Below are 25,916 nucleotides of genomic sequence, written 5' to 3' on the forward strand. Positions count from 1 at the left end.
ACCGCAAACGACACCACACCAGGATGGACGCTTGATGAACGACCTCCCCCAAACACTTGCAGCGGACTCGCTCGGGCCAACCGTGACGATTGGAGAAATCCTGGTAGAGATCGTCGCGAGGCAGACAGGCACCGGCTTCCGGGAACCTATCGACCTCATTGGCCCCTTTCCGAGCGGCGCGCCCGCCATCTTCATCGATCAATGCGCACGTATGGGCGGAGCGGCCGCAATGGTGGGCGTGGTCGGCGACGACGATTTCGGCGTCGTCAACGTGGAGCGCCTGAAGCGGGACGGCGTAGACACTTCCGCCATCGCTGTTTCCCCGGATTATCCGACGGGCAGCGCCTTTGTTCGCTACCGCACGGACGGAAGCCGCGATTTCGTCTACAACATCGCCAAATCCGCCGCCGCTCGATTGGAATGGACCCCGCAGGTCGAGGCGCTGATCGCGCGTTGCGGGCATATCCATGTCATGGGAACGGTGTTCGCAAGTCCCGCAGCCTGGGCGATCACCGAACGCGCGATCCCGCTGATCAAGGCACGCGGCGGCACGATGTCGCTCGATCCGAACCTGCGCAAGGAATTGCTGGCGCACGGCCAGACCGAGGAGAAATTCGCCGGTCTGGTGGACGAAGCGGACCTGCTGCTGCCGTCGGGCAATGAATTGTTCCTGGCCGCCGGCACGGACGGGGAGGAACGCGCGATCGAGGCGCTGTTCAGACGAGGGGTCAAGGAGATCGCTGTGAAGCGCGGCGAACATGGCGCGTCAGCCCGTCAAAGCACCGGAGCCCGCGCCGATTGCCCCGGCCTCATCGTCGAGGAAACGGACCCCACCGGCGCCGGCGACTGTTTCGGGGGAGCCTATGTCGCATGCCGGCGGCTGGGCATGGCGCTGCAGACGGCGCTCGAATTCGCCAACGCGGCAGGGGCGCGCAACGTCACACGCCACGGTCCCATGGAGGGAGCCGGCACGCCGGCCGAGCTGGAAGATTTCATGGCAAGAACGGCGAGAAGAAATTGATGCGTGTGGCGATCGAAGATTTGCCGGCCCTGCACAGAGACGGGAAGAAAATCGGGGTAACCTCGGTGTGCTCGGCGCACCCGCTGGTGCTTAAAGCCGCACTGCGCCACGGCCGGGAAACCGGCACCACCGTGCTGATCGAGGCGACGTGCAATCAGGTCAATCATCTGGGCGGTTATACGGGCATGACGCCGGCCGATTTCGCGGCGATGGTGGAAGCGCTCGCGGCAGCCGAGCGGTGCCCGGAAGAGCTGATCGTGCTTGGCGGGGATCATCTCGGTCCTAATCCCTGGAAAGACCGGCCCGCCGAGGAGGCGATGGCGCAGGCCGGGACGATGGTCGATGCCTATGTCCGCGCCGGCTTCCGCAAGATCCACCTCGATGCTTCGATGGGCTGCGCGGGTGAACCGGCGACGCTAGACGACCACACGGTGGCCGGGCGCGCGGCCAGGCTGGCGGGCGTCGCGGAGCAGGCGGCAGCGCAGAGCGGCGGGGCAAGCCCGGTCTACATCATCGGGACGGAGGTGCCGCCGCCCGGTGGCGCCGATCACGCTTTGGATGCGATCACCCCGACCAGTCCGGAGGCGGCTAGCCAGACACATGCCATTCACGCCCAGGCATTCCAAACCGCCGGGCTTGAAAGCGCATTTTCCCGCGTCATCGGGCTTGTGGTGCAGCCGGGCGTGGAGTTCGGCAACCAGAATGTGATTTTCTACGATCGGGCAAAGGCCCGCGACCTGGCGGCAACCCTCGACAGATTGCCGTCGCTCATTTTCGAAGCCCATTCGACGGACTATCAGGGTGAGAGGCCGTTGCGTGAACTCGTCGAGGACGGCTTCGCCGTCCTCAAGGTCGGACCCGAGCTGACCTTCAAGCTGCGCGAGGCGCTGTACTCGCTCGACCTGATCGCTTCCGACCTGGTGCCTGACTATGGCGAGCGGCCGCTTTACCACGCAATGGAAGAGCTGATGCAAAGCACCCCCAAGAATTGGGCAAGCCACTATCATGGAAGCGATGCCGACAAGCGGACGCTGCGCCACTACTCCTATTCCGATCGCATCCGATATTATTGGGCGATCCCGCAAGCCCGTGCCGCCTGCAACCGTCTCTTCGATACGTTGAACGGCCGCAAGGTGCCGGTGATGCTGTTTCTCCAGCACCTGCCTTCTGCAGTCACATGGGCTGACCGCGCCTGCGACGTCGAGGAGATCGCGATCGGTCACGTCCGGCGGAGCATCGAGGCCTACGCCCGGGCATGCGGCACCTGAGATCCTCGTCCGGTCCTTCAAGGCCAGAGCGGATGGGCTGGCGGGCGGCAGGAACGCTTACAGCGATGGCCCCAATCGGATCGGACTGCCGTCGCTGAAACGGGATTGACGGAACCTATAGAGGTTGTGCCCAGTCTCGTTGCCTTGGACGAGGTCGGACAACACACGGCCGATGCCGGGTCCGATGCCGAAGCCGTGGCCGCTCATCCCGGTCGCTATAACGAGACCCGGGATCGCAGCGGCGCGATCGACGATGGGCACGACATCAGGCATCGCATCGATCATGCCCGCCCAGCTCGCCTTGAGCGGTACAGTCGTGAACTGAGGGAAAAGCTCCCTGAACCCGCGGTCGATGGCGCGGAGCGCCGACGTCTCGGGAGCGGGATTGAGGACCCGCATCCGTTCGAAAGGGCTTTCTTCATCCGCGTTCCATCTGCGCGGCGTCGACCAGCCATCCGGGTATCCTCGCGGCGCGGCCGGCAGGTAGCGCGTGCCGAAGGGATTGGCCATCAGGGCGCTGAAATATTTGCCCGCATGGCGAAATGCGTCCGGCCCTATGTAGAGTTGGCTGCTGCCTCCCGATGCGAGCGTATACCCGCCATCCTGCCTGCGCCGGAAAGCGATGCGTTCATCCGCGGCGGCACCGGCGTGGATCTCCGGCATCGGTGCTGTCGCGGCGACGGTCGCCCTGACGCTGAGCTGCGGAATCGAGATGCCGTGGGCGCGCAGAAAGAGCGACGTCCACGCGCCGCTGGCGACGACGACGCTCGAGGTCGCGATGCGCCCTTTCTCGGTCCAGACGCCACTGATGCGTCCCGCGGAGATGTCGAGCATACGTGCCGCGCAATTCTCGATGATCGTCACACCTTCGCGGGCCGCCAGGCGAGCAAGCGCGGGCACCGCGACCCAAGGTTCCGCCCGCATGTCCGATGGGGTGATCATTGCGCCTTTGAACGGTCGCGACATGGCCGGGATCAGGCTTGCCAACTCACCTTGGTCGAGGAGACGCGTGTCGACGCCATGAGCCTGGGCAATCTCGAGAAACTTCGCGAAACCGGCCATCTCCTTGTCTGTCCGCGCAAGATAGGTAACGCCCGTCTGCTTCAGTCCTATGTCCTCGCCACATTCCTGCGCCAGTTGCCGCCAGAGGCGCTGCGCTTCGATGACGATCGGCAGTTCGTCGGCATCGCGGCCCTGCTGCCGGATCCAGCCCCAATTGCGCGAGGATTGCTCGGCGGCGATGCGGCCCTTTTCCAGCAGCGTCACCGAGACGTTCCGTCGCGCCAGGAACAGTGCCGTGCTCACGCCAATGACCCCGCCGCCGATGATCACGACGTCCGAAGTCTTCGGCAGGGGCTGCTGGAACTGGATCGGGGTGGCTTCGGTGAAGGGGAAGATTGTCAAAGAGCACCGTCCTTCTTGGTATGCTGCGGCGACATCCGGTCCACGCTGGCAGCGAGATCTGGGCAGCGATATCTGGCCGCCGTGAAATGTCGATACCACGCGAGGAGATTGATCGTCAGCTACTGCTTGCCGACAAGGACGGCGACAGATCGCGGGTCTGGAAGCCCCTCTGGACAATGAGTTTTGAAACTGCCGGCCAAAGGCTGGCGACTGTGCAAGCGTGCCCCACTATTGCGTTATCGGCGGCGGCATCGTCGGCCTGGCGACGGCCATGCGGCTGGTTGAGACATATCCCGGCTGCAGCCTGATGCTGTTGGCCGGAAATACTGTCCGAGCCTCGGCCTCGCCGACCTGCTCCCGCACGAAGCAGGCATCCGCGCGCAAGCCGTGCGCAAAGACAGTGCCCTCATCCATGATTTCCTGTTCGCACAAACGGACCGCATGCTGCACGTCTGTAACGCCCCTTCACCCGCCGCCTCCTCGGCGATCCCGATTGCAGAGATGATTCGAGATCGCCTCATGCAGGGCTGCTGAAAACGAGGCGGTATGCATGGAGCCGCAACGCCCGCTGAACGCTGGAGTATCCGTCTTGGCCAAGAAAGGGATTGGGGCACCGGCCGCGGGCAACGCAGCTTTTGCGTCAGAACCAGATCCGCTCACCACCGGGCCAGCAATTCCGCTCCCGGCGAGAAGGTACTTGGCCTGCCGGCCATAGCCGCTCGGCCTCAGGCCTGCGGTTTCCGCAAGCGTTAGCCTCCTGTGGACGCCGGCATTTTTGGCTGCGCAAAGATCTCAAGCGAAACGACGGCCGACGTCGCAGGTTCGACCGTCATAGGCATAGCTCGACGAGCTCCCTATGGTACACGTTCACAGAATGCACTGACACTCAAGCCAGCTTGGCTAAGCCAGAAATCTTTAAGTCTTTGAAATGACCTGACTATTTATGGTACCCTTGGCTGGGACCTATCCCCGGATCAAGCTATTGTTTTTATTATGTTTTTTCTGCTCCAACGTCCGATTTGTATCACAATAGGTATCACAATCTGTAGCACCTTCTCCGCGACCCTTGGATGCCTTCGCCCACAGCGGCCGCAGCGTGTTTGACTAAAGCCACTCGCAGATCCGGTGTCGTGGCAGGTAAAAGAATACCGTCATTCTTCTAACCGATTGCGTCATACGAATTCACCGCCACCGGCCGCTCCCAGGCTAGTCGGCTCAGCTTGCCTATGCACGAAGAAGCCGAAGCAAACCGTCATCAACTTTCCTTACTCGAAGGAATAGGTGAAGCCCTCCTTGGAGGCGCCGACGGTTACCCTTGTCATCCTTTCGCCCTCGAGCGAGCGGTTCAGCACGCCGCGGCTCAATTCCGGCAGCAGCGTGTTTGTCAGGATGGCATCGATCATCCGCCCGCCGGATTCGATCTCGGTGCAGCGGGCCTTGACTAGGTCCATGACGCCATCGCCGATCACCAATTCTGCGTCGTTGGTCGCACGCAGCCGGCGAGCGATCTTGGCAAACTGGTGACGGGTGATCGCTTCGATCATCGAACCCGAAAGCGGATAGTAAGGAATGGTCACCACCCGGCCAAGAAAGGCCGCAGGGAAGACCTTCAGCAACGGGCTGCGCAGCGCGGTGTCCAGATCGTCGAGCCCTGCCCGCAGCGTGCCATTCCTGGTCCGATCCATGATGACTTCGGAGCCGACATTCGAGGTGAGCAGGATCAGCGTGTTCTTGAAATCGATGCGCCGGCCCTCGCTGTCGTCCATCATCCCCTTGTCGAAGACCTGGAAGAAGATTTCGTGCACGTCAGGATGCGCCTTCTCGACCTCGTCGAGCAGGATCACCGAATAGGGTTTGCGGCGGACCGCCTCGGTCAGGATGCCGCCCTTGCCGTAGCCGACATATCCGGGCGGCGCCCCCTTCAAGGTAGAGACCGTGTGCGCCTCCTGGAACTCGGACATGTTGATCGAGATCAGGTTCTGCTCGCCGCCGTAGAGCGTCTCGGCCAAGGCCAATGCGGTTTCGGTCTTGCCAACGCCCGAGGGGCCGCAGAGCAGGAACACGCCCACCGGCTTCTCCGGCGCGCCGAGCCCGGCGCGGCTGGTCTGCACACGCTTGGCAATCATCTCCATGGCGTGATCCTGGCCGACCACGCGTTCGGACAGAGTGCTGGCCAGCCGCAGCGCTTTTTCGGTCTGGCTCGACAGCATCCGCCCCGTCGGGATGCCGGTCCAGTCCTGAACGACCGCCGCCACGGCGTTGCGGTCGACCGACGGCAGGATCAGCGGCGTCTCGCCTTGCGCCTCGGCCAGTTCGACCATCAGTTCGCGCAACCGGGTGAGATCGGCGGCCGGATCGGGTGGAGGGGCATTGGCAGCCGCCGGTGCCTCCACATTGATTTTGGCCGTTTTGGTCTTGGGCGTTTCGACCTTGGGCAGCGGAGTCTCAACCGAGTCCGTGCCTGCTGTTTCCCTATTGGTCTCCGGCGTCTCCACCGCATCGAGCGGCACACCTTCGCCACGCAGCCTGGCGCGCAGTTCGAGTATTTCGGCAACGAGTGCCTTTTCCCCGTCCCAACGCTCCTGTGCGGCGGCGAGCATGACTTCGGTTTCGGCTAACCCGGTGTCGACCCGTGCCTGCCGGTCGCTCACCTCGATGCCGATCGCGGCCTCGCGACCGATGATGCCGCGCTCGACCTCCAGCGCCTGGCGTCGGCGCATGATGTCCTCGACCTCCGCCGGCGTGGCGTGCTGCGATATGGCGACACGGGCGCAAGCGGTGTCGAGAAGGCTCACCGCCTTGTCAGGCAGTTGCCGCGCCGGGATATAGCGATGCGAGAGACCAACCGCCGCCTCGATCGCCTCATCCAATATCTGCACCTTGTGGTGCTGTTCAAGAACGCCGGCGATACCGCGCAACATGAGAACGGCCACCGCCTCGGACGGCTCGTCGATCTTGACTACCTGGAAACGGCGGGTCAGCGCCGGATCCTTCTCGATATGCTGCTTGTACTCGGCCCAGGTCGTTGCCGCGATCGTGCGCAGTTCGCCGCGCGCCAGCGCCGGCTTCAGCAGATTGGCCGCGTCGCCTGTTCCAGCCGCGCCGCCAGCGCCAATCAAGGTGTGAGCCTCATCGATGAACAGGATGACCGGCGTTTCGGAAGACTGCACCTCATCGATGACTGCCTTCAGCCGCTTTTCGAACTCCCCCTTTACGCTTGCACCCGCCTGCATCAATCCGACATCGAGCATGCGCACACTGACCCCTTGCAGTGTCGGCGGCACGTCGTCCGCAGCGATACGCAAGGCAAAGCCCTCGACGACCGCGGTCTTGCCGACCCCGGCCTCACCGGTCAAGATCGGGTTGTTTTGCCGGCGTCGCATCAGGATATCGACGATCTGCCTGATCTCTGGATCGCGGCCGACAACCGGATCTATCTTACCGTCGCGGGCGCGCTGGGTCAGGTCGGTGGCGTATTTCGCCAGCGCCGAATCCCCACCCGGAGGCCGCCGCGGCGCCTCTGCGGTGGAGACCGTGGTCGAGGCGCCGGCTTCGAGCGAGCCCTCCATGACAACGGCGAACCGTGCGATGACCGCGGCGGCGTCGATCTTGTCAAACTCGCCGCTGATCTTCGACAGCAGGCCTTCCAGGACCGGCGTCTTCAGGCAGGCAAGGAGAATGTGGGCGCTGCGGACTTCCTCGACGCTGAACTCCAGCGTGGCTAGGTTCCAGGCTTCCTGGATGGCATGGAAGATATGGTCGGAAAATTCCTCGATCGACGTTGCGCCGTAAGGCAGCTTGTCGACGGCGCGGGTCATATCGGCCGTGAGCCGGCTCGCATCAAGGCCCGCATCGGCGATTATCATTTGCATATCCGAACGGTCGGAAAGTACCAGTTGCTCGATGAAGTGGACGAGCTCGACGTAAGGATTGCCGCGCAGTTTGGCGGTGTCGGCCGCAGCCTTGAAGGCGCGCACACCGACAGGATTGAGCTTGCCGACCAGTTCCTTGCGTTTGAAGGTCTGCGATGACCGGCGCTGTTCCATCGAACGTGCTCCTGCAATCTGCCAGTCGATAACCTGCCACATAAGCCGTCACTTGACAAAGCGTGATGAACAGCGCCCCTTCCACTTGTGGAGAGTGCCGCGCCATCAGATGCAAACAACCACGCAATTGTCCGCCTCGGTGTAATGCATTTCACATACAGGGTCAGCAATCTGGTCAAGGGTTCCAGCACCCAAGACGCGGCTTGGTCAGCTTTCGTTAATTTTTTGAGCAGTGCTTGAATTGTGGTAAAGTGCAACCGTGTGATACCGTAGGGTCACGTACGGTTTGAGGGCCGATCGCTGGGGGTTGGTGTGATTGATGTCGCACTCTGGCTTGCTCCGCTCGACGGTGAAAATCCGTCAGGGGAGGATTTGCGCAACGACCCGGCTTTTCATGAGCTGGAGCGCCTGACGGAACCCGAGATCAAGGTCGTCCACGACGGCCAGAACAAACCCGCCTCGCAAAGCACCATTCCGGTCGACTGGCCCGCGGTGCTCGCCAAGGCGGAGGAATTGCGTGCGCATGGCCGGGACCTGCGCCTGCTCGTCGTCGTCACGCGCGCGCTGGCCAATGAAGAAGGACTGGCCGGGCTCGCGCAGGGGCTGGCCCTTATTGCGCAGACCTTCGATCAGCATTGGGAAACAATGCATCCGGCACTGCGGCCCAACGCTTTGCCACGCGATGCCGCCTTGCGCCGTATCAACGCGCTGCTCGACCTCCAGAATGGTCAGGAGGGGTTGTTGGCGAACCTGCGGCAAATGACGTTCTTTGCGCCACGTGCGATCGGCCCGATCCAGGGCAAGGATCTGGAAAGGTGTGCGCTCGACGACCGTGTCATGCTCCAGGAAGCCGCCTCGGGATTGAACGCGGCAGAAAAGGCCGCACTGGTCAGTGCGCACGGACAATTGTTGAACCGGGTGCGTGCTGGATGTGCGGCACAGATGGATCAAGCCAACGCAGAAATGGTCTTGCTCGTCGCCGACGCCCGGGCAGCGATCGCAGCCCTTGATGCGGTCGAGACCGCTCTCAACGCCCGTCTCGAGGGCGGCGGCGCTCCTGTTCCGGAATTGAAGCGGTTTCTGCAGCGTCTGCTGACGACCCTCGAACGGAATTCGGCAGCCGGCGCCTTGGCGAATGGCGCGGCCAAGCCGCCCACGCCGGCAGAACCGGCAACGCCTGCTCGAAACGGTCATGGAGCCGATACTATGGCAAGTGCGGCAAGCTACGCGGACTCGAGCACGGGGCTTCCCAACCGGATTTCCTCGCGCGACGACGTGGTGAAATGCCTCGACCTCGTCGTCGCCTTTTATGACCGCACTGAACCGTCGAGCCCGATTCCGCACCTAGCGCGGCGCGTGCGCCGGATGGTGCATATGGATTTCGTTGAACTGATGGAAGATCTCGCGCCGTCGGGGCTGAAGGAATTCCGGCTCCTTGCCGGCGTTCCCGATGTCAAGAAGACGGCTCAGAAGGATGAAAGGTAACAGCACATGCCAGCCGAAAGCAAAGCGAAGGTTATCGAACGAAATCGCGCACCGCGGGTGCAGATCGCCTACGACGTGGAAACCTACGGTAGCCCGACGACGATCGAATTGCCGTTTGTCATGGGCGTGATGGCCGACCTTTCCGGTGCTTCGCAGACCAAGGAAGCGTCAAAGTCGGTGCTGGACCGTTCCTTTGTCGAGACCGACGCAAACCGCTTCCCCAAATTCATGGAGGCGCTCGGACCACGAGTGAAAGCCCGCGTGAAGAATACGCTGCCTCAGGTTGAGGGCGCCGAGCGGGACGAGGAACTGGCGCTCGACCTTACATTTTCCAGAATGGGCGATTTCGCCCCGGACAAGATTGCCGAGCAAGTTCCGCAACTGGCCGAGATCCTCAAGATGCGGCGCCAGCTCGAGGAGCTGCTTGGCTTCATGGATGGCCGCGTCGACGCCGAAAAACGCATCGCGCAACTTCTGAACAACGAACCACTTCTTGGCAAGATCGCCAGCCAGGCGCTGGCCGACGACGACAAGGTTGGGGAGTAAATCATGGCCGAACAGCAAAAGACCGCCGCCGTCGCCGCCGAGGCGGAAGCCATAGATCTTGGAGAATTCAGCGGGCTTCTCGAGAAGGATTTCAAGGTCAAGAAGGACGACAGCGAGAAACTGCAGCAACTCGTGCGCAATCTCGCACTCGCGGCGCAGTCCCGTTCCGAGACCACCACCATCTCCTCCAATGCGATCAAGTCGATCAAGTCGCTGATCGCGGGCATCGACAAGATGCTGACGACACAGGTCAACGAGATCCTGCACGCGCCCGAAGTGCGTGAGATGGAAGGCACATGGCGCGGCCTCTGGTATCTCATCAACAACACCGAGACGGATCAGAAGCTGAAGATCCGGGTGATGAACATCTCCAAGGAGCAACTGGCCGACACGCTCGAAGACTATGAAGGCCAGATGTGGGATCAGAGCCCGATCTTCAAGAAAGTCTATACGGACGAGTATTCGATGCTTGGCGGCGAGCCGATCGGCTGTGTGATTGGCGCCTACGAATTCTCGAACCACCCGCGCGACGTCGGTTTGTTGCGTAACATCTCCGGCATCTGTGCTTCAGCACACACGCCGTTTATCGCAGCCGCCTCGCCGCGCCTGTTCCGCATGGACAGCTGGCAGGAATTGCCGAACCCGCAAGATCTCCAGCAGATCGTCTCCAACCCGGCCTATGCCTCGTGGCAGTCGTTGCGCGAGAGCGAGGACGCTCGCTATATCGGCCTGACCATGCCGCGTGTTCTGGCGCGGCTGCCATACGGCACGGATACCGTTCCGGTGAAGGGCTTCACCTTCGAGGAAGAGGTGCAGGGCGATCACAACAAATATGTCTGGATGAACGCCGCCTTCCCTATGGGCGTGAACATAAACCGCAGCCACAAGCTCTATGGCTGGGGCACGCAGATCCGCGGCGTCGAGAATGGCGGCACGGTGCTTAACCTGCCGGTGCACAGCTTCCCGACCGATGACGGATCGATCGCGATGAAATGTCCGACCGAAGTCGCCATCGACGACCGGCGCGAAGCGGAACTGGCCAAGCTAGGCCTGATGCCGATCCTGCATCGAAAGAACACCGATCTCGCGGCCTTCATCGGCGCACACTCACTGCAGGACGACGAGACGCGGGCGGGGCGGCTGGTCGACCCCGACGCGCAGTCCAATGAGCGGCTGAGTGCCAACCTGCCCTATCTCTTCCCGGTCTCGCGCTTTGCGCATTACCTCAAGGCCATTGCGCGCGACAAGGTCGGCTCGTTCAAAGAGCGCTCCGACATGCAGATCTGGCTGACCGAATGGATCAACCGATATGTGCTGGCCAACCCGGCCTTCGCCGACGACAAGGCGCGCGCCAAGCGCCCGCTTGCCGCGGCCGAGGTTCAGGTGGACAGCGTTGAGGGGCGGCCGGGCTATTACAACGCCCGCTTCTATTTGCGTCCGCATTACCAGCTCGAGGGCATCAATGCCTCGCTCCGACTGGTCTCGGAACTACCGTCCGTGAAGACTTGAATTGCAGCAACACCATCTTGGTTTTTTGAAAGCGGTGGAGAAAGACAATGCCCACAGGTACGAAGATTGATGGCTTTCTAAAAGTTCCGGATATCAAAGGCCCAAGCGTTCGTGACGGCCACGAGGACGAAATCGAAATCCATGGGGTCGATTACAAGATAGTCGCGCCATACGATCCGAATTCGCTCTCGCGCCGCGGCCGTGTCTCCTTGGGAATGATCAAGTTCACCAAGCACTACGACAAGTCCTCGCCCTATCTGAAGAAAGCACTGTTCGAGAACAAGGCGCTGGACGAAGTGGTGTTCTCGGCTCGCCGGACCATCGATGGCGAGACGAATGATTACCTGGTCGTCACCCTCACCGACGCCTCGATCATGGAATACGACCTGTCGCAGGCGGAGGATGAGGAAGACCTGATCGAGGAAGAGGTCAGCTTCGCCTACAAGAAGATCAAGTTCGTCTATGACGGCAATGACGAAATCGAAATGGATGTCTATGTCGGCAAGTGAGGGCCGGCGGCCCGACGCGGACAAGCTGCAGGTCACCGCTGGTTCGCGAGCAAAACGCGAAGCGGTCCAGCCCTCTCTCTGGGACCGCCTCGTAAACGACCTGCCGGGCATGACCTCCGAGATAGACGGGCTGCGCCAGGCCTTGCAGGACGAACTCGGCGCCGACCGGCTGGAGGGTCTGGTTGCGGGCAGCGCGCGGCTCATCGATGCCGATGCGGAGCTGACGGCCGATCAGAAGCGGCGCCTGCACCGCCTGGCCTTTCAGATCCAGCATCGCGTGGAGATGGAAAGCCGCGGCGTGGTCGTGTCGGCCCGCGTGCTCCGGGAGGCCGTGCGGCGCGATATCGAGGCCCTGTTCAACACCGAGCGTTTCGAGGCTGTTCCGCTTCTTTCCGATCTCGAAAGCGAGCAGGCAGCGGACAACCCGCCGTCGCTCGCCGATTTCCCGGAGGTGCGCCGAAGCGTGATCAACTACGGCGTGCCCTCCTTTTCGGGCCGTTCCTCCCGCGATTTTGATCGCGAGGCGCTCGCCCGCGAGATCCGCTCGGTGCTTGCTACCTTCGAGCCACGCCTCAAGGAAAGTACGACGAAGGTCACGGTGACGCTTGGCGACAAGAGCGTGGGTTTGAAGATCGAGATTGACGCGGTGCTGATCATGACGCCGACGCCGGAACGCATGCGTCTGCGCACCACGATCAATCTCGACAACGGCTTGGCGCGGACCGAATTTAGGGAGGCCTGAGATGGATCGGGTCTTCGTGGAATATTACGAGGAGGAACTGACCCATATCCGTGCGCTGGCGGCGGAATTTGCCGACCTGCATCCGGCGGTGGCGCGCAATCTCTCCCTCGACACGGTGCCGTGTCCGGATCCGTATGTCGAGCGGTTGCTTGACGGCGTCGCTTTTCTCGCGGCGCGCACCCGGCTGAAAGTCGATGCCGAGCGCTCGCGGTTTTCACGCAGCGTGCTGGATGTCCTCTATCCCGATCTGGTCACGCCGGCGCCGGCAACGGCTATGGTGGTGCTGAAACCCGGCCAGCAGGTCCAGACGATGGTTGCCGGCCATGTCGTCAAGCGCAACACCCGGCTGGTTTCCGGCCTGCAGCCCGGCCTTTCGACGCGCTGCACCTTCACCACCGCCCAGGACGTCACGCTGTGGCCGATAGCGGTGACTTCGGTAAGCTATTTTCAAGATCGCAGCGCGCTGGCGGCGGCCGGCATAGGGCCGATCGGCGGTGTGGCCGGCGAGGCGGCGCTCCGCATCGTGCTGGCCCGAACCGGAAAAGGCAGGCTCGACGAATTGTCGCTCGACAAGCTTGATCTCTATTTTTCCGGGCGCACCAAGGCACCCTTGATTCTCGACGCGATTTTTGGCGCTTGTTCGGCCGTTGGCGCACGCGCGGAAGGCAAGACCAACCCCGTATCGCCCTTGCCGGAACCCGAAATGATCGGCATCAGCGACGACGAAGCCCTGATGCCTCGGACCCGTCCGACATTCGAGGGGTACCGTCTGCTGCGCGAATATTTCATGATGCCCGAGCGCTTTCACTATGCGCGGGTTTCCGGACTGCAGCCCGTCGTGCGCCGATGCGCCGCCGGGCTCGAGATCATCTTCATGTTCAGGCGTCCAGTGCCCGAGCTTGCCGACTTGACCCCGGCCGATTTCGAACTTTTCGCAACGCCGATCATCAATCTCTTCGAGCGTGAGTGCAACGTCATCGAGCTTGATCCGCGCAGGACGCGCCAGGTGCTGCATGCCGACCGAACGCGGGCGCGTGACTTCGAAATCTATCGGGTCATCCGCGTGGAGGACGCCGACACCGGGGGCAGCGATGCCGAAATTCCGGAGCTCTTCAGCCTGGGTCAGAATCGTGGCAGTGGCTGGGTCTACTCGACCGAGCGGCGTCCTCGTCGCGCGACGGAAGACGAGCGGCGCGACGGGCTGACCCGCACCTCCTACGCAGGGGACGATGTTTTCCTGGCAATTTCACGCCCGGTGGAAAGCCAGGCGAACCGGTCGCTGAAGCGTGTCGACATCGTGGCGCTTTGCACCAACCGCGATCTGCCGATCCTCGATGACAATCCCACTTTGACGCTGGAGGCCGGCGACCCGGTCGAAACGGTGCGGCTTCTCGGCGCGTTGCGTCCGCCTCGCCCGGCCATCCCCGCGGCGCTGCCTTCGGGCGCGGCGGGCGAATCGCGCGCCGACAATCTCGCCTGGCGGCTGGTGGCGCAACTGGCGCTCAATTTTCTCAGCCTTGCCAAGGAAGGCCGCGGCGTCGATCCGCTGCATGCGCTGCTTGATCTTTACGCCGACCGGGGAGATCCGAGCCTTGCCCGCAACGTGCATTCGATCGTTCGCATCGACTCGCGGTCGGTCATCGAACGGCTGCAGATCGACGGCCCGATGTGCTTTGGACGTGGCACGGAAGTAACATTGCATGTCGACCAGTTGGTCCTGGCAGGGCAAAGCACATTGCTGCTTTCGGCCCTGCTGGCACGGCTGTTTGCCCGGCATGCCGGGATAAACGGCTTCGTGCGAACCCGTACGCGGCTGCTGCAGAAGCAGGAGGATGTGCCATGGCCGATGACGCCCGGCAATCGCTACCTGATCTAGACACAGTCGACCCGAACCATGCCGAGGCGCTGTCCGGGACGTTCGACTTCTTCGAACTGTTGCGCCGACTCGAACGGAGGGGCGGGCTGTTCGGCTATTCCGGCTCGCCAGAGCGCGAGCCTGCAAGGCTCGGACAGCATGTGCGTCTTAGCTTTTCGGCCAGGGACGTGGTTGAATTCCACGACGCGAAGGACAAGGCTCCGGCCAGGGTCACCGTCGCAAATCTCGGCCTGATGGGACCCGAAGGTCCGCTGCCGCTGCATCTGACACGCTGGGTGCTCGATCGTCTGTCGCAGCGCTGGTTCACCGGCGCCGATGCCCAGCAAACCAGCGACACGACATTCGTGGACTTCGTCAACATTCTTCAGCACCGCATGATCGCCCTGTATTATCGGGCATGGGCGGATGCGCATCCGGCCGTACAGGTCGAACGCGCGGTCGGCGGGCGCGTTCGCGCCATGCTCGAAGCCATGGCGGGAATAGGACTTCCGGGCACCCAGAACACCGATCTCGATACGGTGAAGCTTCGCCAGGCGGCTTCGCTCGCCAGCCAGGTCGACGGCCCGGAACGGCTGACGCTGTTCCTGGCGGAAGCGTTCAAGGTGCCGGTTCAGATTAAGGAGTTCATCGCCGCCTGGATAATCATCCCAACCGGGCTCCAGACCCGTCTTGCAAAAGCCTATGCAGGGCTTGGCCGAGGAGCGACAATCGGCCCGCGCGTTTTCAACCGCCAAAGCCGAATCGAGCTCCGTGTCGGCCCGCTGGGGTACGAGGACTTCAAGGCGTTCCTGCCCGGTGGCCAGCGGTTCAAACTGTTCAAGCAAGCCGTTCGCGACATGGTCGGGGAATCGCTCGACGTCGATCTGCGCATCGTGCTTGCGCGGGAAGCCGTGCCGCCGCCGCGTATCGGCGCGGTCCAGCTCGGCCGGACCGCCTGGCTTGCGCGGCCCGCCGAAAGGGGCGATGCTGACGATCTGCGGCTGCGCACAATCGTCGGATGGCAGCCGGAAATGGCGGGGGTCGCGACATGAGCCTGCTGCTGACGCTGGAGCAAGGGCCACGCACCCAGGCCGTACGGCACACCCGGCTGGACGAAGGCGACCTGGTGATCGGCCGCAGCGCGGACGCAGGCTGGCAGATCGACGATCCCGACATGTTCGTTTCGCGAGCTCATTGCAGGATCTCGGGCGGGCGAGATGGATATTTCGTCACCGATACGTCAAGCAGCGGATTGTTCATAAACGATTCTGACAGCCCGCTCGGCGCCGGCAAGTCGACGCGTCTTCAAAGCGGTATGCGGCTAAGACTGGGCGACTACGTCGTCTATGTCGATCTGCAGACGCCAACCGCCCAAGCACCCACAGCCGGCCAGCCGGCTCCGGAACGCCTGCCGCCGGCATCCCGGGCGCCGGTGAGCATCGGCCACGACGACTTCTTTTCCGCCACGGTCGAAGAAGAGCCGCGACGGCCACGTCCGGCGGATTTGCCGGACCCGTTCGAACGGCCGGTTCCAGGCGCGTTCGAGCGTGCCACCTCCGGCCAGCGCAGTTCGCCTGGTTTCGATGACCCGTTCAGCCTCGATCCGGTTTCAACGCCTGTGTCGAAAAATGCCGCCTCTTACCGCGAACCGGGCGGCGCGGCGAACCAGGCGGACCCCTTCGGCCTCGACCCCGTGCCGTCTCCCAGCCGGGGAGCCGAGCCCGCTCATGGAAAGCCGTCCGATTTCAAGGATGATTTTGGTTTCGGATCGGCCGCGGCGCCCGGTTCGGCAAACGGCACCGGCTCGGCCGGGCAGCGCGAGCGCATCGCCCAACGACCACAATCCGCCAATCCCTGGGATTTGCCCGCGCAAGCGGCTGACGTCCCGCCTCCGGCGCGGGCAGGTGCTGCTGCCAAACCCGCCCGCCTGCCGGCAGCGCCGCAACTGGGGGACATGGCGCTCCGCTCCGCATTCCTGCATGGCATGGGTGTCGAGGAAGCCGATTTCCCCGAGCGCGACAGCATTGCGGAAATGGAGAAGTTTGGCCGCGAATATCGGTTGATGATGGAAGGCCTGATGCAGCTTCTGCGCAAACGGGCCGAGGAAAAGGGAAACGCTCGCGTCGCCCAGACCATGGTTGGGGCTTCCGAAGTCAATCCGCTCAAGTTTCTGCCGACGGTCGACGACGCCATCGTCACGCTTCTCGCCGAGCGCAGCCCTGGATTTCTCGCCGGCGAAGCGGCAATCGCCGACGCGGTTCGCGACCTCGCCCAACATCACGTGCGCGCCTGGCGCGGCGTACAGGGCGCCTTGCGGCGGATGATTGACCGTTTTGACCCGACAGCGATCGAGGAAGAGCTGAAATCGAATTCCGCGATCGGCACGCTGCTTTCGGGCGGACGCAGCGCCAAGCTGTGGGAGCTTTACCAGAAACGCCACCGTGAAATCGCCGAGAGCGCGGAAAAAAGCTTTCTGGGCGAAATCGGCGCTGATTTTCGGGATGCATATGAGGAGGAGTGAGACATGATCGATCGACGCGAATTCATTGTCGCCTTGGGCGCAACCGGGCTGCTTACGGCTTGCCAGAGCGGGCCGCCGAAACCATCGGTGATCACCGTCAAACTGACCGGCGGGGCCGGTATGAACCCGGGACCGGGCGGCGGCGACCGGCCGGTGACGGTCCTCGTCATGCGGCTGCGCAGCACCGGCAAATTCAATTCCGCCGACTACTTTGCCTTGCAGGGGGATGCCGGTTCGGCACTCGCAGGCGACCTCATCGGATCCGACCAGATAGCCGTCGGGCCGGGAAAGACCGCGTCCAAGACCATCACGGTCGAGCCGGACGCGACGGCGCTGGGCTTCGTTGCACTGATCCGCGAGCCCGGCGGCCGGAACTGGCGGACGACCAAGTCAGTGTCGGCGGGATCACAATTTACGGTCAACGTCTCGCTTGGCAGCGGCGGCATTTCCGCCTAACGGCCAGGGCAAGGGGAGCTCGATGCAGAGAGTAGCGGCATGAGCGATGCAAACAGGGTGCTGTGGTCCGAAGGTCTGTTTCTCCGGACCCAGCATTTCCAGCAGCAGGATCGCTTTTTCGAGGCGACGGTGCGCGGCGCGTTGCAGGCCGGGCAGTTGCATACGTTCGGCTTCCAGCAGCTGACGCTGGATCAGGCATTGCTGGAGGCCGGCCAGATCTCGATCCTGTCCGCACGGGGCATCTTTCCGGACGGAACACCTTTCTCCATTCCAGACATGATGGACGCGCCGCGACCATTGCCGGTCACCCCGGACACGAGCGCCGGGCCGGTGCTGGTGGCCTTGCCTCTGGAGCCTCCGGGAGGTGTCGGCTTCGATCCGGCACACGCAGCCGCCTCGGGAGCACGCTATCACGGGCGGGTCGTTTCGGTGCGTGACGCCGTCCAGGGCGGTTCAGATCCTGAAGAAATCGAGATCGCCCGTCCGCAGGCGCTGCTGCTTGCACCCGGCAAGTCGGTCGGTGGCTACACAGCCTTGCCGATAGCCGACCTCAAGGGGGTTCGAGCCGATGGTGGCGTCTCTCTGGACGAGACCTTCCTGCCGCCGACACTGATTACCGGCGCGGTGGCCTGGTATCGGCAATTGCTTCTGGAAGTTGTCACAGGCCTCGAGCAGATCGCCGAGGCGCATGGCAAGATGGTCATGGGCGGGCCTGGGCGCAGCGTCGAAGATCTGCTGATGCTCAATCTCGCCAATGCGGCGCGTCCGCGGCTCGCCCACATGCTGGCGCAGGATGTCTTCCATCCGGCCGAGCTTTACCTGGAACTTGCCGGGCTCGCTGGTTCGATGGCGACCTACGGATCGAGCGCGCGGCGCCTGGGCGAATTACCCGCTTACGATCACATGGCGCCAGGCCCCGCCTATTCGGCGCTGGCGGATGCGCTGCGCTCGCTCATCCTCAGCCTGCGTTACATCGAGCCTAAATCGCGTGCGCTGCCTGTCATGCGGCATTCGACCAATGTCTGGAAAATCCGCATCGACAACCCGAAGCTGCTGGTGGCCAGCCGGATCGTCATCCGGGTCGGTTCGGAGCTGTCGGAGGACGCGCTGCGCAAGATATTCGTCAATCAGGCGACTGTCGGCTCGGCCGACCAGTTCGAGGGCCTGTGGAAATCGCGATTGCCCGGCATTCCGCTGAAACCGCTTCATTCCCAGCCGCGCGAGATCCCCTACGATGGCGATCGGCTGTGCCTCGAGCTGGACCAGAAAAGCGAGCATTGGGCCTCGCTGCTCGATGCTCCCGGCTTTGTCATCGGCGTTTCGGGCGTGTTGCCAAGCGAGCCGCAGGTGGACTGCTATTCGGTGAACAGGTGAGATCATGAGCCGCGATGATCCGTTCGGACTGTCGGATGATCGCGAACGCACCCGCATACGACTGACCGGCGCGCCGATGCCGCGACCGATGGCGCCGCTGTTGCCGGGGGCGGTGGTAAAGCGGTCTCGGACCCACCCGAACGCGCTTGTCAACGCATTCGCACCCTTGCTCGAGTTCGCTCCCGAGCTCGAGAGTGCGCTGCCGCCGGAGAATCCGGAAACGTTGCGCACCCGATTGCTCGAAGAACTGGTTCGGGCACGCGACATGGCAATGTCGACGGGATCCTCGATGGAGAGGGCCGACCAGGCAGCCTGGATCGTGGCGGCGTTGCTCGATGATCTGGCTCTGAACACGCCCTGGGGTGGGGCCAGCGCCTGGCCTCGGCAGCCGCTTGTGGTCATGCTGCGTGGCGATGTCGATGCCGGCACGCAGTTCTTCACGCGTCTCGACGAACTGGAACGCCATCCCAACCGCGATCGCGAATTGCTGGAACTGCAGTATGATTGCATGGCGCTCGGTTTCCGCGGCAAATATCGCGTGCCTGGGCGATCAGGCGACCGTTCGCTCAATGCCGTTCGCGTGGCGGCGGCACGCTTCCTGCGCGATGCCGACGCTGAAGGCGCGCCACTGTCGCCAAACTGGAAGGGCGTGATCGCATCCGACGAGCCGCAGCGCTTCATCGTTCCGATCTGGGTCATGGCGCTCGGTGCGGCGGTTGTTTCCACAGCGATCCATATCGGGCTCTCGATGGGACTGAGCAGCCAGGCGGTCGAGCTTTCCGCACTTGTGCGCACCTTGCCGCCGCCTGCACGCGGCGACATCAGCCGTACGTCGCCCAAGGTCGAGGCCCCGCCGCCGGAGAAAGTGGATTTTGCGCTGTTGCCGGAATTTCAGGCCGGTGCACCGGCCGACCTCAGATCCGCCCTCAGCGGCACCGAGAGCGTCTCGCTGGCCAAGCTGATCATCCAGGCCTCCAACCCCGAACTGTTCCAGTCGTCGCGGCCACAACTGACCGAAGGCTTCGAGCCTCTGATCGGTTCGATCGCCAAGGTGATCCTCGCCAATCAGGAGCTGATCGGAAACATCACGGTGATCGGTCATACGGACGGCGTTCCTCTGCAAAAGACCAATCCGCTGTCGACCAACCAGCGGCTGTCCGAGGCTCGCGCCCAGACGATTGCCGACATGCTGGTCCAGAACGGAGTGCCACGGGACCGCGTCCATTCCGAGGGCCGCGCGGCCACCGATCCAGTGGCCAGCGACAGCACGCGCCAGGGGCGAGCCTTGAACCGCCGCGCCGAGGTGCTTGTCGAAAAGAGGCTGTGAGATGTTCATCCTGCGCTTCCTCTGGGCGGTTCTGACATCGCGCTGGCTGTGGACGCTGATCGGCATCACGCTGCTTTCCCTGGTCATCTGGGTGTTCGGTCCGATCGTCAGGGTCGGTGCCTACGAACCGTTCGCCTCTGAAAATGTGCGCATCGTCATCATCGCGCTGCTGGTCATCTTCTGGCTGATCTGGCTGATCGTCGCCCAGCGCCGGGCGATCCGCGCCAACCGCCTGTTCGTCGCCGACATTGCCGCGCCCGCGGTGGAAAAGCCGCTGAGCCCCGGCGAAGAGAACGTCGCTGCCGTGGGTGCCAAGTTCGCCGAGGTGATGGCCGAACTGAAGCGCCGCAAGCTGGGCGGCCGCAAGTTTCTGCGCGACATGCCGTGGTATGTGATCGTCGGGCCGCCGGCCACCGGCAAGACCACGGCTCTGCGGCAGTCCGGACTGAATTTTCCGATCGACCTCACCGACGACCTGCAAGGGGTCGGCGGCACCCGCAACTGCGACTGGTTCTTTTCCGAAAACGCGGTTCTGATCGATACCGCCGGCCGCTATGTGCAGCAGGAGAGCCAGCCCGATGTGGACGCGGCGGAATGGCTGGGCTTCCTCGACCTTTTGAAGAAGCATCGCGGCCGCCGCGCGCTCAACGGCGTCATCGTGGCGCTTTCGATCGACGTGCTTTCGGAGGGCGACGAAGCCATCAAGGCGCACGGCCGCAAGATCCGCCGCCGGTTGGCCGAGCTCAACGACCGGCTCGAAATCCGCCTTCCGGTCTATCTGATGCTGACCAAGGCCGATCTGATCAAGGGTTTCGAAGCCTTCTTCGGCGGTCTGTCCACCGCCTCGCGCGAGCAGGTGTGGGGAACGACCTTCGCGCTGGATGCGCGCGTGGATGCCAAGACCATCGAACGCGAAATTTCGACGCTGGCGACGGAGCTGGAGCGGCGGCTGGTGCCGCGCCTGGAGGATGAGGAAAAACTCGCCGCCCGTGCAGAGATCTTCCGGTTTCCTGCCCAACTCGCAAGCCTGTCCGAACCGATCCAGGTGCTGGTCGAGGCGATGTTCGGCGAAAGCCGGTATGAAGAGGCTGCATGGCTGCGCGGCCTCTACCTGACGTCGGCGACTCAGGAAGGGGCGCCTATCGACCGACTGACCGCGGCGCTGTCGTCGTCTTTCGGTCTTCCGCCACGGCGGGTCCTGCCCGCACCAAGGGTCGAGAAACGCAGCTTCTTCCTGAAGAACCTGCTCACCGAAGTCATCTTCAAGGAAGCAGGCCTGGGTACGTTCGACCCGCTGGCGCAACGCCGCCGCGCCTGGATCTGGCGGGGCGCGGCGGCTGCCTGTGCCACAGCGGGCTTGCTGGCCAGTGCGGTGTTTGCCTGGTCCTACTACGACAACCGCAATGCGATCTCGGCCCAGGCAAGCCAGTTCGAAGCGCTGCAGACGCCGTTGACCTCGGCTGCCGCAAACCCGGCATCGGTGCAGCAGCCTGCCATCGACGGCGCGCTCGAGGCAATGGACGCGGTCTCAAATGCCCGGACAGCACCGCCGGCCGCTGTCCAGGATCTGCTAGGGCCATCGGCCTCGGCGGAACTGGTGCGGGCTCAGACCGACACCTACGATCACGCCTTGCGCAACGTGCTTGAGCCGCACATGGTGGCCCTTCTCGAGGCCACCATGTGGCGGCAGATCCGCGATCCGGATTTCATGCTCGGCGCTCTCAAGACCTATCGTATGATGACGGGTCTGTCGCAGATGGATCCCGACTACACCCAGAACTGGTGGGTCAACAGCCTTCCCGAATTCGCGGCCGCAGCACCATTTCCAACCGCCGATGCCGAAGAGCATCAGCTTGCGGCCATCCGCCGGATGACGGTCGACGAAAGCTATATCGAGCCCGACCAGGCGCTGGTTGCCGAAGCGCTGAAAACGGTATGCACGATTTCATTGCCGGCGCGTGCCTACAAGCAATTGCTGGCCGATCCGGTAGTGGCCGGGCTCAAAGAATGGATTCCGGCGAATTTCGCCGGTCCCAACGGCGCCAAGGTTTTTGCGCGTCGCTCCGGCAAGACGCTTCGCGTCGGCATTTCGGGAGCATTCACCTATGCAGGCTTCCATGACGCCGTTCTCGACCGGATCGAGGATGTGGCAGCACAAGCGGCGCTGGATCGGGCGGTCTTCGCCGGGGGCTGCTCCGAGAACTCCGAAACGTCCGTGTCGGCGCTGTCCGAGGACATCCTGAAGCTCTACTACGACGACTATATCGCACAGTGGGACAGCTTCCTGCGCGATATGAGGCTGGCGCCGTTGAGCGACCTCAATGTCGCCAGTGAGAATCTGAAGGATCTTTCCAGCGCCGATTCAGCGCTGAAACGCCTGCTCACGGCGGTCGTTCAGGAGACCGAGCTTACCCGGTCCGATGAAGCGCCGGCCGACGACAAGGCGGCGGCCAAGGGCGGCTCGAAACTGCTCGGCAAACTCGGCAAGCTCGGCAAGATCGTCAAAACGGGGGCAAAGCTGCTTCCACGCGCGGGCTCAGCTGACGAGGTGGATCTTACCGGCAACCTGGTGGCCGAACACTTCAAGCCGCTCAAAGGTGCTATTGCCGAGGTCGACGGCCAGCCGCCAGCACTCGACGCCGCGGTGGTGGCTTTGACGGCGCTGTCCAACGTTTTGCAGACGGTCACGGCCAATCCCGATCCCCAGGATGCCATCAAGAAGCAAGGCGGCCTCGCCGAACTGACGGGGGCGGTCGCAAGGCAAGCGCAAATCCTGCCCGACCCGGTCGACGACTGGCTCGGCGGTGTCGCCGGCGACACCAGCGGGTTGACGCAAAAGGCGGTCACCTCGGAGCTCAACGCCATCTGGCGCGCCGACATCCTGCCCTTCTGCCAGGCGGCGCTCAACGACCGCTATCCGTTCAGTCCCGAAAGCGCGGTGGACGTCAATGTCCGCGACTTCGCCCGCCTGTTCGGACCGGCGGGCCTGATCGACGCGTTCACCAACGACCATTTGATCAGCTATGTCGACACCGCCAGCCAGCCGTGGAAATGGCGTGCCGATTTCGGCCTCGACCCTTCGGCGCTGGCGGCTTTCGAGCAGGCCAGGCGGATACGCGACGATCTCTTTCCCGGCGGTACAGGACCGGTGATGAGCTTCACGCTGGAACCCAAGGACCTGTCTCCGAACGTCACGCGCGTAACGCTCAATCTCGATGGCCAGACCCTCGTCTACTTCAACAACGCGACGCGGCCGCAACCGATGACCTGGCCCGGCAAGGACGGCACCGGGGTCATCTCGCTCGCCTTCCAGCCCATCGATGGTTCGCCCGAAATCATGCTCAACGAGACCGGCAGCTGGGCGTGGCTGAGGATGCTGCGCAGCGGCCGATTCACTGGAACCTCGCTGTCCGATGTCTACAGCCTGCGGCTGGGCACGAAAGGCATGTACGCCGATTTCGAGCTCAAGGCCGCCAGCGTCGAAAACCCTTACAACCTGCAAATGTTCAAGAAATTCTCATGTCCGCCGCAGATATGAGCACCGGCTTCTTCGGCAAGATTCCGGCGACCGGAGATTTTGTCGCCGCGAACTTGCCGCGAGCGTTCATCGACCGCTGGGACCGGTGGATGTCGATGGAACTGCGCGAGAGGCCAGACGAGGGGGAATTGGATTCGCGTGTCTGGCGCTTCATCGTCAAGGGCGGCATTTTCGGCGACCAGCCCTGTGCCGGCGTCTGGCGCATGAGCGAGGATCGCGTCGGCCGCCGTTATCCGTTCGCCATCGTCCGGCTTGGGGCCCCGCCGGAGCCGGGCGACCCGTGGTACGATGCAGTGGCCTCGCTTCTTCAGAACTGCGTCGACAACTACTGGGCGCAGACCCGGCTGGCCGAAAGCCTTCAGATTTTGCCACCTCCGGGCGCCGCCGCCGCGACCGACAAGATCGCATTCTGGAGCGACGACTGGGAGGTCAGGGAGTTCGGCTTCGCCGACATCCACGACCTTGCTCAAAATGCCCTGCCCGCGATGCGCGGCATCGCCGGAGACGGCGGGGTCCTGAGCCATGGGTAACACGGTCTACGCCGAAAAGATGGGCTTCTTCCACCAGGCAAGCGGCGGCAAGGGCGTCGCGCCGGGCGACGTCTGCCTCAGCCCGCCGCCGCCGCCAGCGGGACCGGTGCCGGTTCCATATGTCAACATGCTTTCGGCCAGCGATCTCATCAAAGGCAGCAAGAGCGTCAAGGTGCAGGGAACACCGACGGCGCTGGAGAACTCTTCCGAAGTGGCGCTGAGTACGGGCAACGAAGCGGCCACGCCTGGACTTGGCGCCGGCGTGGTCACCCATCGCATCAAGGGTAAGGGCTCGTTCAAGCTCTGGTCGTTCACGGTCAAGGTCGAGGGCAAGGGAGTCTGCCGCCACGGCGATCCGATGGAGCAGAATACCGCGAGCCCGCTGCCGAACACGGTCGACGTGTCCGCCATGGTCGACTTCTCGGTGGTGCTGGGCAAGGACGCGATGAAGGAAGACTGCCCGCGCGACTACAAGTACTCGGAGGACTATACCCCCACGACCGAGACCCAGCGCGCTTCCGTGCAGGGGCAGACCTGCTGGCAGTGCAAGAAGGACCGCGCCAACATCCTTCGTCGGGCTTCAGGCCCAGCCAAGGACAAGGCGCTGAAGGACATTGACAAGAAAATCAAAAGGCAGACTGACGGCAAGGTCACGATGATCGCCGATCACCAGCCGCCGCAGAAGACCGCGTGGGAGATGGGAGCGTGCCACGATCCGGGCAGCTTCGCCCAGCGGATGCGCGACCTTCCGTGCCAGCCGCATTGTCATGCTCACAGCATGGAGCAGTCCCAGGATATGCGCGCACTGGATCGCCGCGAGCTTTACGATGCGATGAACAAGCACATTGGCGGCCTGGGCATATAGAGATATGAAATGATCTCGATAACGTATCAAGACATCTATGATCGTTGGACAGACGAGTTGAAGATCGTCGTGCCACCATTGCTGGAATGGTGGCATGACCTTCGTGCGCAGGAAGTCAACAGGGAGCTTGTCGACGCCCGCTGGCCGGCGGGACCAGCGAGTCACCCTCGGGTCATTGCCCTGTTTCGGAAGTACTACTTCGAAACGACGCGACTGAACGACTTGCTTTCGGGCGGCGGGCCGGAGCCCGGGAGGAGCGAGATGTGGGGCTCCGAGGCCAAGCAGTTGTCCGAAGGGAGCGAGGGGGACGGGCCGGTCCCACCCGTGACGTTGCTCCTCTCCTGGCTGGGCGACACCGAGCCCGAGCTGGCGGACTTCATGAGGCCGTTCGACTTCATTCCCATCGGGGAAGATCCGGAATTCGAGGAGTCCTGAGCGATGGCACTGCTCGTCAACCACAACATCCAGAACGGGACCTACCGGCTGCTGCGCGCGCCCGGTGACGTCCGAGGCCGCGCGGAAGGGACGGCGCCGGGGACCGGCTCGGCTGGACATCGCAGCCTGTTCGCCGCCTATCTGCTCGATTTCGTGGACGTGTTCGCTGTCGCGTCCGAGACATGGAACGCGAGTGTCGAGGAGCGCATGGAGACCGGCCTGCCGATGGGCGAGGCAATCCTCCGAACGATCGAGGCCAAGGGGCTTGCCGGCCCCGCCGGCCACCCGAGGGTGGTCTGGCTCGTGCGCAAGTACTGGCTCGCGTGCGACAAGGAAAACCGGCGTTCCGCGTCGAGTGCGGTGCCTCCCGAAGTGTTACTTCTCGAGTGGCTGATCCAGGGCGGCCATGACGACTATGCGACGCTGCTGACCGCGATGCCCTACTGGCCGATCGGCCTCGACGAACACGGCAATTGGTGCTGAGC

Annotated in this window: 20 protein-coding genes and 1 pseudogene; 19 read left to right on the forward strand and 2 right to left on the reverse strand. The window is 63.2% G+C overall.

Going from position 1 to position 25,916, the window contains the following annotated elements; all coding sequences use genetic code 11:
• The first annotated feature begins 34 nt into the window (after positions 1–34).
• Positions 35–1,021, forward strand: coding sequence for a tagatose kinase (locus tag NKH95_RS07715; protein ID WP_128302642.1), 987 nt, complete (start codon positions 35–37; stop codon positions 1,019–1,021).
• Positions 1,021–2,289 carry a D-tagatose-bisphosphate aldolase, class II, non-catalytic subunit gene (locus NKH95_RS07720; protein WP_352891283.1) on the forward strand — a complete coding sequence of 423 codons (1,269 nt, stop codon included), beginning with the start codon at positions 1,021–1,023 and terminating at the stop codon, positions 2,287–2,289. The genes NKH95_RS07715 and NKH95_RS07720 overlap by 1 nt, the downstream gene beginning before the upstream one ends.
• Positions 2,290–2,346: 57 nt before the next feature.
• Here the strand turns inward: NKH95_RS07720 and NKH95_RS07725 are convergent, their stop codons facing one another.
• Complete coding sequence (locus tag NKH95_RS07725) at positions 2,347–3,693, reverse strand: NAD(P)/FAD-dependent oxidoreductase (protein WP_352752469.1); 1,347 nt, start codon at positions 3,691–3,693, stop codon at positions 2,347–2,349.
• A 318-nt stretch (positions 3,694–4,011) separates the two neighbouring features.
• Between NKH95_RS07725 and NKH95_RS07730 the strand changes: the two are divergent.
• A pseudogene (locus NKH95_RS07730) lies at positions 4,012–4,227 on the forward strand (L-2-hydroxyglutarate oxidase); the annotation flags it as partial.
• A gap of 731 nt (positions 4,228–4,958) precedes the next feature.
• On the opposite strand, the gene tssH reads toward NKH95_RS07730, so the two are convergent.
• A complete protein-coding gene (tssH, locus tag NKH95_RS07735; protein WP_352440776.1) occupies positions 4,959–7,739 on the reverse strand; it encodes a type VI secretion system ATPase TssH in 2,781 nt (926 codons plus the stop codon).
• A gap of 312 nt (positions 7,740–8,051) precedes the next feature.
• Between tssH and tssA the strand changes: the two genes are divergently transcribed.
• Genes tssA through NKH95_RS07815 form a run of 16 tightly spaced genes read left to right on the forward strand, consistent with a single transcriptional unit; the run spans position 8,052 to position 25,914 of the window.
• Positions 8,052–9,224 carry a type VI secretion system protein TssA gene (tssA, locus tag NKH95_RS07740; protein ID WP_352440777.1) on the forward strand — a complete coding sequence of 391 codons (1,173 nt, stop codon included), beginning with the start codon at positions 8,052–8,054 and terminating at the stop codon, positions 9,222–9,224.
• Between the two features lie 6 nt (positions 9,225–9,230).
• On the forward strand, positions 9,231–9,770 hold the full coding sequence (gene tssB, locus NKH95_RS07745) for a type VI secretion system contractile sheath small subunit (RefSeq protein ID WP_352440778.1): 540 nt from the start codon (positions 9,231–9,233) through the stop codon (positions 9,768–9,770).
• A 3-nt stretch (positions 9,771–9,773) separates the two neighbouring features.
• Positions 9,774–11,279, forward strand: coding sequence for a type VI secretion system contractile sheath large subunit (gene tssC / locus NKH95_RS07750; protein WP_023809141.1), 1,506 nt, complete (start codon positions 9,774–9,776; stop codon positions 11,277–11,279).
• A gap of 47 nt (positions 11,280–11,326) precedes the next feature.
• Positions 11,327–11,788, forward strand: coding sequence for an Hcp family type VI secretion system effector (locus NKH95_RS07755; RefSeq protein ID WP_027035516.1), 462 nt, complete (start codon positions 11,327–11,329; stop codon positions 11,786–11,788).
• The gene (gene tssE / locus NKH95_RS07760) at positions 11,775–12,530 is read left to right on the forward strand and encodes a type VI secretion system baseplate subunit TssE (RefSeq protein WP_023809143.1); all 756 of its coding nucleotides are present in this window, start codon (positions 11,775–11,777) and stop codon (positions 12,528–12,530) included. The genes NKH95_RS07755 and tssE overlap by 14 nt, the downstream gene beginning before the upstream one ends.
• Before the next feature lies 1 nt (position 12,531).
• The gene (gene tssF / locus NKH95_RS07765; RefSeq protein WP_023809144.1) at positions 12,532–14,406 is read left to right on the forward strand and encodes a type VI secretion system baseplate subunit TssF; all 1,875 of its coding nucleotides are present in this window, start codon (positions 12,532–12,534) and stop codon (positions 14,404–14,406) included.
• A complete protein-coding gene (tssG, locus tag NKH95_RS07770) occupies positions 14,370–15,437 on the forward strand; it encodes a type VI secretion system baseplate subunit TssG (RefSeq protein ID WP_352440779.1) in 1,068 nt (355 codons plus the stop codon). Before tssF ends, tssG begins: the two co-directional genes overlap by 37 nt.
• Positions 15,434–16,906: a type VI secretion system-associated FHA domain protein TagH gene (gene tagH / locus NKH95_RS07775; RefSeq protein WP_023809146.1), complete on the forward strand. Its 1,473-nt coding sequence runs from the start codon at positions 15,434–15,436 to the stop codon at positions 16,904–16,906. The genes tssG and tagH overlap by 4 nt, the downstream gene beginning before the upstream one ends.
• A gap of 3 nt (positions 16,907–16,909) precedes the next feature.
• On the forward strand, positions 16,910–17,362 hold the full coding sequence (tssJ, locus tag NKH95_RS07780) for a type VI secretion system lipoprotein TssJ (protein WP_023809147.1): 453 nt from the start codon (positions 16,910–16,912) through the stop codon (positions 17,360–17,362).
• 39 nt (positions 17,363–17,401) lie between these two features.
• Positions 17,402–18,736 carry a type VI secretion system baseplate subunit TssK gene (tssK, locus tag NKH95_RS07785; RefSeq protein WP_023809148.1) on the forward strand — a complete coding sequence of 445 codons (1,335 nt, stop codon included), beginning with the start codon at positions 17,402–17,404 and terminating at the stop codon, positions 18,734–18,736.
• Between the two features lie 4 nt (positions 18,737–18,740).
• Positions 18,741–20,063: a type IVB secretion system protein IcmH/DotU gene (gene icmH / locus NKH95_RS07790; protein ID WP_023809149.1), complete on the forward strand. Its 1,323-nt coding sequence runs from the start codon at positions 18,741–18,743 to the stop codon at positions 20,061–20,063.
• Position 20,064: 1 nt separating this feature from the next.
• Entirely contained in the window at positions 20,065–23,601 is a 3,537-nt protein-coding gene (gene tssM, locus NKH95_RS07795) for a type VI secretion system membrane subunit TssM (RefSeq protein ID WP_352440780.1), read from the forward strand.
• Entirely contained in the window at positions 23,583–24,131 is a 549-nt protein-coding gene (gene tagF, locus NKH95_RS07800) for a type VI secretion system-associated protein TagF (RefSeq protein ID WP_023809151.1), read from the forward strand. The genes tssM and tagF overlap by 19 nt, the downstream gene beginning before the upstream one ends.
• Before the next feature lie 19 nt (positions 24,132–24,150).
• On the forward strand, positions 24,151–24,996 hold the full coding sequence (locus NKH95_RS07805) for a DUF4150 domain-containing protein (RefSeq protein ID WP_196815287.1): 846 nt from the start codon (positions 24,151–24,153) through the stop codon (positions 24,994–24,996).
• A 9-nt stretch (positions 24,997–25,005) separates the two neighbouring features.
• Positions 25,006–25,431, forward strand: a complete 426-nt coding sequence (locus tag NKH95_RS07810) for a hypothetical protein (RefSeq protein ID WP_023809153.1) — start codon at positions 25,006–25,008, stop codon at positions 25,429–25,431.
• A 3-nt stretch (positions 25,432–25,434) separates the two neighbouring features.
• Positions 25,435–25,914, forward strand: coding sequence for a hypothetical protein (locus NKH95_RS07815; RefSeq protein ID WP_023809154.1), 480 nt, complete (start codon positions 25,435–25,437; stop codon positions 25,912–25,914).
• Positions 25,915–25,916 lie beyond the last annotated feature (2 nt).

Source organism: Mesorhizobium sp. M0848 (assembly GCF_040319805.1).
Classification (GTDB): Bacteria; Pseudomonadota; Alphaproteobacteria; order Rhizobiales; family Rhizobiaceae; genus Mesorhizobium.